This is a genomic window from Sphaerotilus sp. (genome assembly GCF_041083715.1).
Lineage (GTDB): Bacteria > Pseudomonadota > Gammaproteobacteria > Burkholderiales > Burkholderiaceae_C > Sphaerotilus.
Window position 1 is genome coordinate 1 of the sequence record NZ_JBFPGY010000224.1, and the last position, 8,587, is coordinate 8,587.

Annotated in this window: 10 protein-coding genes; 7 read left to right on the top strand and 3 right to left on the bottom strand. The window is 69.3% G+C overall.

The features are described from left to right. The first annotated feature begins 134 nt into the window (after positions 1-134). On the top strand, positions 135-986 hold the full coding sequence (locus AB3X43_RS09850) for an SDR family oxidoreductase (RefSeq protein ID WP_369429668.1): 852 nt from the start codon (positions 135-137) through the stop codon (positions 984-986). Here AB3X43_RS09850 and AB3X43_RS09855 read toward each other — a convergent pair. Further along, positions 925-1,926 carry an extracellular catalytic domain type 1 short-chain-length polyhydroxyalkanoate depolymerase gene (locus AB3X43_RS09855; protein WP_369429669.1) on the bottom strand — a complete coding sequence of 334 codons (1,002 nt, stop codon included), beginning with the start codon at positions 1,924-1,926 and terminating at the stop codon, positions 925-927. The genes AB3X43_RS09850 and AB3X43_RS09855 overlap by 62 nt on opposite strands. Before the next feature lie 50 nt (positions 1,927-1,976). Here AB3X43_RS09855 and AB3X43_RS09860 point away from each other — a divergent pair, with 50 nt between their 5' ends. After that, a complete protein-coding gene (locus tag AB3X43_RS09860; RefSeq protein WP_369429670.1) occupies positions 1,977-2,960 on the top strand; it encodes an aldo/keto reductase in 984 nt (327 codons plus the stop codon). On the opposite strand, the gene AB3X43_RS09865 is transcribed toward AB3X43_RS09860, so the two are convergent. Then, positions 2,924-3,886 (bottom strand): LysR family transcriptional regulator, encoded by a 963-nt coding sequence (locus AB3X43_RS09865; protein WP_473965107.1) that lies wholly within the window; start codon positions 3,884-3,886, stop codon positions 2,924-2,926. The two genes, AB3X43_RS09860 and AB3X43_RS09865, sit on opposite strands and share 37 nt — an antisense overlap. A 105-nt stretch (positions 3,887-3,991) precedes the next feature. Here AB3X43_RS09865 and AB3X43_RS09870 point away from each other — a divergent pair, with 105 nt between their 5' ends. After that, positions 3,992-5,038, top strand: a complete 1,047-nt coding sequence (locus AB3X43_RS09870) for a Gfo/Idh/MocA family protein (RefSeq protein WP_369429672.1) — start codon at positions 3,992-3,994, stop codon at positions 5,036-5,038. Between the two features lie 64 nt (positions 5,039-5,102). Then, positions 5,103-5,549, top strand: coding sequence for a type II 3-dehydroquinate dehydratase (gene aroQ / locus AB3X43_RS09875; protein ID WP_369429673.1), 447 nt, complete (start codon positions 5,103-5,105; stop codon positions 5,547-5,549). A gap of 19 nt (positions 5,550-5,568) precedes the next feature. Here the strand turns inward: aroQ and AB3X43_RS09880 are convergent, their stop codons facing one another. Further along, positions 5,569-6,462 (bottom strand): dienelactone hydrolase family protein, encoded by an 894-nt coding sequence (locus AB3X43_RS09880; RefSeq protein WP_369429674.1) that lies wholly within the window; start codon positions 6,460-6,462, stop codon positions 5,569-5,571. An 80-nt stretch (positions 6,463-6,542) separates the two neighbouring features. Between AB3X43_RS09880 and AB3X43_RS09885 the strand changes: the two genes are divergently transcribed. The 3 genes from AB3X43_RS09885 to AB3X43_RS09895 form a co-directional block, all read left to right on the top strand. Further along, positions 6,543-7,454, top strand: a complete 912-nt coding sequence (locus AB3X43_RS09885) for an ABC transporter ATP-binding protein (RefSeq protein ID WP_369429675.1) — start codon at positions 6,543-6,545, stop codon at positions 7,452-7,454. Then, on the top strand, positions 7,451-8,272 hold the full coding sequence (locus AB3X43_RS09890; protein ID WP_369429676.1) for an ABC transporter permease: 822 nt from the start codon (positions 7,451-7,453) through the stop codon (positions 8,270-8,272). The genes AB3X43_RS09885 and AB3X43_RS09890 overlap by 4 nt, the downstream gene beginning before the upstream one ends. Before the next feature lie 37 nt (positions 8,273-8,309). Next, a partial coding sequence (locus tag AB3X43_RS09895; RefSeq protein ID WP_369429677.1) for a BolA family protein occupies positions 8,310-8,587 on the top strand: 278 nt, incomplete at its 3' end.

Here is an 8,587-nt window from a genome sequence, read left to right on the forward strand (position 1 = left end):
GGACCCCCTGGGTGTGGCCAGCGCCTTGTGGCTGGGCGCGCTCGCCGCACTGGCCGGTGCTGGTGTGGTGGCAGCGGGTCTGCCTGTGCGCAGGCCATTTCCTTTGTCCCTAGATTGATTGGATTGGAACTTCCATGACACAACCCTCGAACAAGAACGTCTGGCTCATCACCGGTGCAGGCCGTGGCCTGGGTCTGGACATCGCCAGGGCGGCGCTGGCGGCTGGCCACGCCGTCGTCGCCACGGGCCGCAATGCCGCAAAGGTGGCGGCGGCGATCGGCCCGCACGACGACCTGCTGACCGTGACGCTCGATGTCACCCGCCCCGAGGATGCCGAAGCCGCCGTCGCGGCCACCGTGGACCGTTTTGGCCACCTGGATGTCCTGGTCAACAACGCCGGCAATTTCTACGCCGGCTTCTTCGAGGAACTCGGCCCCGACCAGGTCCGCAACCAGATCGAGACCTTGCTGTTCGGCCCGATGAACGTCACCCGCGCCGCGTTGCCGGTGATGCGCCGCCAGCGTGCCGGCCTGCTGCTGATGGTCTCGTCCACGGCCGGCCTCTCGGGTGGCCTGTTCTGCTCGGCCTACGCCGCCGCGAAGTTCGGACTCGAAGGGTGGGCGGAATCGCTGGCCCTGGAAATCGCGCCCTTCGGCCTGCGCACTCTGCTGGTCGAACCAGGTTTCTTCCGAACCGAACTGCTTGGCGCCGAGTCCACGGTCTACGCCGAGCCAGCCCTCGACGACTACGCCGACCGCACACGCGCCACGGTGACCGCCTGGCGCGGCATGGATGGCTTGCAGGGCGGTGATCCAGTCAAGCTGGCCAACGCCATCGTGGCGCTGGCCGGACTGGAGACGCCACCGGCGCGCTTTGCGGCTGGAGCCGATGCGTTGCAGGTGTTCGAGGCCAAGGCGCAGTTGCTCATGGCGCAGGCCGAGGCGCATCGGGCGCTGTCGGCCTCGCTCGACCACGATGCCGGCTGAGGGCGTGGAAAAACGCCACCATCGCCGCCGTGGCATCCGGCCCTTCCGGCAGCGTGTACGTGCCCTGCGGGCTGCCCCCGGACCAGGCATGGCCAGCGCCCCGCACGGTCCACTGTTCGGCCAGCACGTGGCCGGCGCCGTCCCGAATCTGCTGGCAGGTGTAGGCGACACCCTGCGCTGTCCGGCCTTGCTGCGTGCGACGCACCCCCAGCGCGTCGAACCGCTGCATTGCCGCATCAGCGTTGGCCGGATGCACCACTGGGTCATCATCGCCATGAAACACGATGGTGGGCGGTGGTGCAGCGGCGCGGGGTGGGGTGTCCGCCGGGCCGCTCTTCATCACGGACATCGCCGTGAACAGGTCGCTGGCCAGCCCGGTCGGCACGCCCGAGTGCAGCCCCACGGCGGCGAACCGCTCCGGATACGTCTCCCCCAGCACCGCCGCCATCGCGCCACCCGCTGACAGCCCGGCCACCCAGACCCGCGCCGGATCGACCCCGTGCGCCTGCGCCACCTCCTGCGTCAGGTCGGCCAGCAGCGCCGCCTCGCCGCGGTCGCGCTGCTGGTGGTTGTGCTTGAACCAGTTCCAGCAGCGGTGCGGGTTGGCGAACGCGCTCTGTACCGGGTAGAGCACCAGGAATCCGCCCGCCCGCGCAGCGTCGTTCATGCGGGTGCCGGTGGCGAAATCGTCCGGGGTCTGATTGCAGCCATGCAGCATCAGCAGCAGCGGGCGAGGCGAGGGTGGCTGGCCAGCGGCGGTCGGGGGCAGGTAGAGCTTGTAGTCGCGGCTGCCGAAGCGGTGCGTGAAGCGGCCGTTGATGAACCGCTCGACGACGGCCGGGATGTCGGGGCTGGTGGTGTCGGCCTCACCCTGCCGATGCAGCAGCCGGGCGGCCTTGGCCACCAGTTGTTTCAAGTAGCGGATCGGGTTCTTGTGCATGTGCCGAGTGTCACACTGCTGCCTGTCGTCAGTGCAGGAGGAGTCTGAACATGAAGTACCGCCAACTTGGCCGCAGTGGGCTGCAGGTCTCCGCCCTCGGCCTCGGCTGCATGGGCTACGGCGCCGCCGCCGACCGCCAGGACCTGGTCCGGCTGATCCGCGCCGCCGTCGAGCGCGGCGTCACCTTCTTCGACACCGCCGAGTCCTACGGGCCGTTCCACAACGAGGAGGTGGTCGGCGAAGCCCTGGCGCCGTTCCGGGGCGAGGTGGTGATCGCCACCAAGTTCGGCTGGGACATCGACCCGGCGACGGGCGTGTCCCGGGGTGGCGTCAACAGCCGGCCGGCGCAGATCCGGGGCGCGATCGACGGGATGCTGCGGCGGCTGCGGGTGGACTGCATCGACCTGCTCTACCAGCACCGGGTCGATCCCGACGTGCCGATGGAGGATGTGGCCGGCACGGTGAGGACGCTGATCGAGGCGGGCAAGGTGAAGCACTTCGGCCTGTCCGAAGCCGGGCCGGAGTCGATCCGCCGCGCCCACGCCGTCCAGCCCGTCACCGCCTTGCAGAGCGAATACTCGCTGTGGACCCGTGAACCCGAGGTGGACGTGCTGCCTGTGCTGGAGGAACTCGGCATCGGCTTCGTGCCGTTCAGCCCGCTCGGCAAGGGCTTCCTGACCGGCACGATCGACGCGACGACCCCGCTCGATGCGTCCGACTTCCGCCGCCGCGTGCCGCGCTTCACCGAGGCGGCGCGCCAGGCCAACCAGGCGCTGGTGGACCGGCTCGGCCAGCTCGCCGAACGCAAGGGCGCGACGCGGGCGCAGATCGCGCTGGCCTGGCTGCTGGCGCGCCGGCCGTGGATCGTGCCGATTCCGGGGACGCGCCGGGTCGAGCGGCTGGAGGAAAACCTCGGGGCGGCGTCGCTCGACCTGTCGGCGCAGGAGCTGCAAGAGGTCGAGCAGGTCGCGGCGGCGATCCCGGTGCAGGGCGAGCGTTACCCCGAGGACTTCATGAAGCTCTCGGGGCGCTGAAGCGCCTCCAGCGCCTCCAGCGCATGCGGCCCGCTGGCCAGATGCCGCCGCAGGAACTCCAGGCACACCCGCAGCTTGGCCGACTGGCTGGCCCGCGTCGGCATCACGGCGTAGAGATCGGCCGGCTGCGCGTACTGCGGCAGCACCCGCACCATGCTGCCCTCGCGCAGCCGCCCGGCGATGTCCCAGCCCGACAGCAGGCAGATCCCCAGCCCGTGCAGCGCCCAGTTGCGCACCGCGTCGCTCTGGTTGGACCCCATCGGCCCGGTGAGCTTGACCGACTCGGGGCCGTTCGGCCCGACCATCCGCAGCGTGCCGAAGGGCTGCTCGCGGTCGCGGAAGAGCAGGCAGTCGTGCTGCGCCAGCTCGGCCAGCGTCTTCGGATGGCCGCGTGCCGCGAGGTAGCTCGGCGCCGCGCACAGCACGCGCACGTTGCGGGCGATGCGCTCGGCCACCAGGTGCGGCTCCTGCACCTCGCCGACGCGCAGGTCGAGGTCGAACCCTTCCGCGATCAGGTCCACCCGCCGGTCCACCAGCTCCAGCCAGATCTCCAGCCCGGGGTGCGCCTGCCGCAGCAGCGCGAGGATGTGCGAGACGTGGTGGCGTCCGAGGCGCAGGCTGGTGCTGATGCGCAGCGTGCCGGCGGGCGAGCCGTCGCGGGCGCGGGCGACTTCCTGGTCCATCTCGTCGGCGGCGTCGAGCACCTTGCGCGCCCAGGTGTAGGCGATTTCGCCCTGCGCACTGATGTGGACGCGCCGGGTCGTGCGCAGGAACAGCGCCGTGCCGAGCGACTGCTCCAGGTGGGCGATGCGCTTGGTCACGTAGGCCACCGAGATGCCCAGGTCGGCGGCGGCGGCCGTGAAGCTGGAGCGCCGCGCCACCGCGCACAGCACCTTCAGGTCGATCAGCTCCCAGTTGTGTTTCACTGATTGTTCACCAATTGGAAAATGTGAATCCATTTCCAGGTGATTGTAGAGATCCTGGTTGTCAGTAACCTGCCGGCTTCCCGATGCGTTCCGAGGAGACACCGCATGAACAAGACCCGCATCGCCGTGGCCGGCGCCGGCATCATCGGCCGCGCCCACATCGACGTGCTGCTGAACAGCCCCACCTGCGCGCTGGCGGCCATCGTTGATCCGTCGCCTGCCGCCGAGGCGCTGGCGACCCGGTGCGGCGTGCCGCTGTTCGCGTCGCTGGCCGAGCTGAACGCGGCGGATCGACCGGACGCCGTCGTGCTCGCCACGCCCAACGCGCTGCATGTGCCGCAGGCGCTGGCCTGTCTGGCGGCGGGTCTGCCGGTGCTGGTGGAAAAGCCGATCGCGCCGACCGTCGCCGAGGCCGAGACGCTGGTCCGGCGCGCCGAGGACAGCGGCATCCCCGTCCTCGTCGGCCACCACCGCGCACACAGCCCGATCATGGCCAAGGCGCGCGACGTGATCGCCTCGGGGCAACTCGGCCGCCTCGTCGGCGTGATGGGCAGCGCCACCTTCTACAAGCCGGACCACTACTTCGTCGACGGTCCGTGGCGCAGCCAACCCGGCGGCGGCCCGATCCTGATCAACCTGATCCACGAGGTCCACAACCTGCGGATGCTGTGCGGCGAGATCGTCGCGGTGCAGGCGTTCAGCTCGAACGCGGTGCGCGGCTTCGCGGTCGAGGACACGGTGGTGATCAACCTGCGCTTCGCCAGCGGCGCGCTCGGCAGCTTCTTCCTCAGCGACACCGCCGCCTGCGCGCGCAGCTGGGAGCAGACGAGCCAGGAGAACAAGGCGTACCCGAGCCATGACGACGAGGACTGCTATGTCCTCACCGGCACCAACGGCAGCCTGTCCGTGCCGACGATGCGCCTGAAGACCTACCCGCGCCCCGAGGACCGCTCGTGGTGGAAACCCTTCGAGGCTGGCACCGTCGGCATGGTCCGCGACGATCCGCTCAAGCACCAGATGGAACACTTCGGCCGCGTCGCCCGCGGCGAGGAGGCGCCGCTGGTCAGCGCCCGCGACGGGCTGAACAACCTGCGCGTGACCGAAGCCATCGTCGAAGCGGCAGCCCGTGGCTGCGCGGTGGCGCTGGCGTGAGCCGGGGCTGGCAGATCCACTATCCTTTGCACCGTTTTTTCATCCAGGCACACCGGAGTTCCCCATGAAGTTCCTCGTCCTCAACGGCATCAACCTCAACATGTTCGGCAAGCGCGACCCGAAGCAGTACGGCACGACCACGCTGGCGCAGATCGACGAACAGCTGCATGCGCTGGGCGCCGAGCTGGGCGTCGAGGTCGAGTGCTTCCAGACCAACTTCGAAGGCGAGATGGCCGAACGCATCCACCGTGCCCACGGCGAGGGCGTGGCCGGCGTGCTGATCAACGCGGGCGCGTGGACGCACTACAGCTACGGCATCCGCGACGCGCTGGCCATCCTCCAGTGCCCGATCATCGAAGTCCACATGTCCAACATCCACGCCCGCGAGGCGTTCCGGCACCACTCGGTCATCGCCGAGATTGCGCGGGGGCAGATCGCGGGGTTCGGGGTGGACAGCTATCTGCTGGGGCTGCGGGCGGCGGTGTCGGCGGTGCAGGTGACCAAGGGCTGAGAGCGGGCTTGGCTCGCCTTCAGGCGCTCAGCATGCGCCGGAAAAACACCAACGTCCGCTCCCACGCCAGCTTCGCCGACGCCGCGTCGTAGCGCGGGGTCGTGTCGTTGTGGAAACCGTGCTGCACCCCCGGGTAGACATGGGCTTCGTGCGCCACGCCTGCTGCTTTCAGCGCCGCGTCGTAGGCTGGCCAGCCAGCGTTGATGCGCTCGTCATCGCCCGCGTAATGCAGCAGCAGCGGCGAGCGGATGCGCGCCACGTCGGCCACCGGGGGCTGGCCGCCGTAGAACGGCACTCCGGCGGCCAGCTCCGGCAGGCGGGTGGCCAGGTAGTTGACGACCGTGCCGCCGTAGCAGAACCCCACCGCGCCCACCCGTGCAGCCGCACCGGCCAGCGCCACCAGGTGCCCATGTGCCGCCACGAAATCCTCGCGGGTGCGGGCCTGGTCGAGCTTGGGGAACAGATCGCGCGCCTTGTCCTCGTCGCCGGGATAGCCGCCCAGCGGCGCCAGCGCGTCGGGTGCGAATGCGGTGAACCCCTCGATGGCAAAACGCCGTGCGACGTCCTCGATGTAGGGGTTGAGGCCGCGGTTCTCGTGGATCACCAGCACGCTTGGCGCACCGACCACCGCCTGCACCGGCTGGGCGAGCAGGCCCTTGACCACGCCATGGCCCTGGGGTGAGGGCACCTCGATGCGGCTGGTGCGGATGCGGGGATCCTGCGGCGACACCTGCTGCGCCTGGGCAAAGCGCGGGCTGAGCGCGGCGAGCAGACCGGCGGCGGAGGTGCCGGCGGTGGCGGCGTAGCGGGCAGCACCGTCCAGGAAGCCGCGGCGGCTGAGCTGGCCATGGACGTACTGGTCAAACAGCTTCAGGACGGCGGGATCGAAATCGCGGGCAGTCATGCGTTCCATGGGTCACTCCTCGGGATGCCGTGGACAGAAGAGGCCTGACTGTACGCCGGCACGACCGGCTTCCCTACAATGCCACGCCGATGACTCCGGCAATCTCATTCCAGCAGGTCGGCAAGACCTTCAGCACCCCGCGCGGTGCATTGCAGGCCCTCGACGGTGTCAGCCTTGACATCGCCCCAGGTGAATTCTTCGGTCTGCTCGGCCCCAACGGCGCGGGCAAGACCACCCTGATCAGCATCCTGGCCGGCCTGTCGCGGGCGACGACCGGCCGCGTGCGCGTCATGGGCCACGACGTGGTGGACGACTACGCGGCGGCCCGCAGGGCGCTCGGCATCGTGCCGCAGGAACTGGTGTTCGACCCCTTCTTCTCGGTGCGCGAGACGCTGCGCATCCAGAGCGGCTACTTCGGCGTGAAGGGCAACGACGCCTGGATCGACGAGCTGCTGTCCGGCCTGGGACTCGCGGACAAGGCGGGCGCCAACATGCGCCAACTGTCGGGCGGCATGAAGCGCCGCGTGCTGGTCGCGCAGGCGCTGGTGCACCGGCCGCCGGTGATCGTGCTCGACGAGCCGACGGCCGGCGTGGACGTGGAGCTGCGCCAGACGCTGTGGCAGTTCATCGCCCGGCTCAACAAGGAAGGCCACACCGTGCTGCTGACCACGCACTACCTCGAAGAGGCCGAGGCACTGTGCGGCCGGATCGCCATGCTCAAGCAGGGGCGCATCGTGGCGCTGGACCGCACCAGCAACCTGCTGGCCGGCACGTCGAGCACGATGCTGCGCTTCAAGACCGACGACGCGCTGCCCGTGGCGATTGCCACCCATGCCCGCGTCACCGGTCGCATCGCGCAGGTCAAGGCCCGCGATGCGGCCGACGTCGAGCAGACGCTGGCCGCGCTGCGCACGGCCGGCGTGCACATCGAAGACCTGGAAATCGGCCGCGCCGATCTGGAGGACGTGTTCCTCGACATCATGCAAGGAGGCCGCGCATGAGCACGTCCGCGAATGTTTCCACCCCTGCCACTGCCGCCGCCACCACCGACCCGAACCCGCTCCTCGCCGGTGCCGGCACGCTGTTCTACAAGGAGGTGCTGCGCTTCTGGAAGGTCGGTTTCCAGACGGTGGCCGCCCCCGTGCTGACGGCGGTGCTGTACCTGCTGATCTTCGGCCACGTCCTCGAAGACCATGTGAAGGTCTACGACTCGGTGGGCTACACCAGCTTCCTGATTCCAGGGCTGGTGATGATGAGCGTGCTGCAGAACGCCTTCGCCAACAGCTCCTCCAGCCTCATCCAGAGCAAGATCACCGGCAACCTCGTCTTCCTGCTGGTCACGCCGCTGTCGCACTGGGCGTGGTTCGTCGCTTATGTGGGCGCGTCGCTGGTGCGCGGCGTGGTGGTGGGCTTCGGCGTGTTCGCGGTGACGGTGTGGTTCGCACCGCTGCGGCTGGCCGAGCCGTGGTGGGCGCTGGCCTTCGCGGTGCTGGGCGCGGCGATGATGGGCAGCCTGGGCCTGATCGCCGGTCTCTGGGCCGACAAGTTCGACCAGATGGCGGCGTTCCAGAACTTCATCATCATGCCCATGACCTTCCTGTCGGGCGTGTTCTATTCGGTGCATTCGCTGCCGGCGGTCTGGCAGGGCGTGAGCCACCTGAATCCGTTCTTCTACATGATCGATGGCTTCCGGCGCGGCTTCTTCGGCATCAGCGACGTGTCGCCGTGGGTGAGCCTGGGGGTTGTCTCGGTGAGCTTTCTGGTGATCGCTGCGATCGCGCTGCGGCTGCTCGCGAGCGGCTACAAGCTGCGGCACTGAGGTCGGGTGCCCGGCAACCGCTACAATCGCACGCACCATGGCCGATCCCACCCCCGCCCAAGTCCGCGACTTCATCGCCGCCGGCCTCGCCTGCGAGCATCTCGAAGTCGAAGGCGACGGCCGTCACTTCTTCGCCACCATCGTCTCCAGCCAGTTCACCGGCAAGCTGCGCGTGGCCCGCCACCAGATCGTCTATGCCGCGCTGGGCGAGCGCATGCGCGAAGAGATCCATGCACTGTCGATGAAGACGCTCACCCCCGCCGAATGGGCCAAGGACGGCGCAGCGCCGGCCAGCCCCGTCACCCACCACCATTG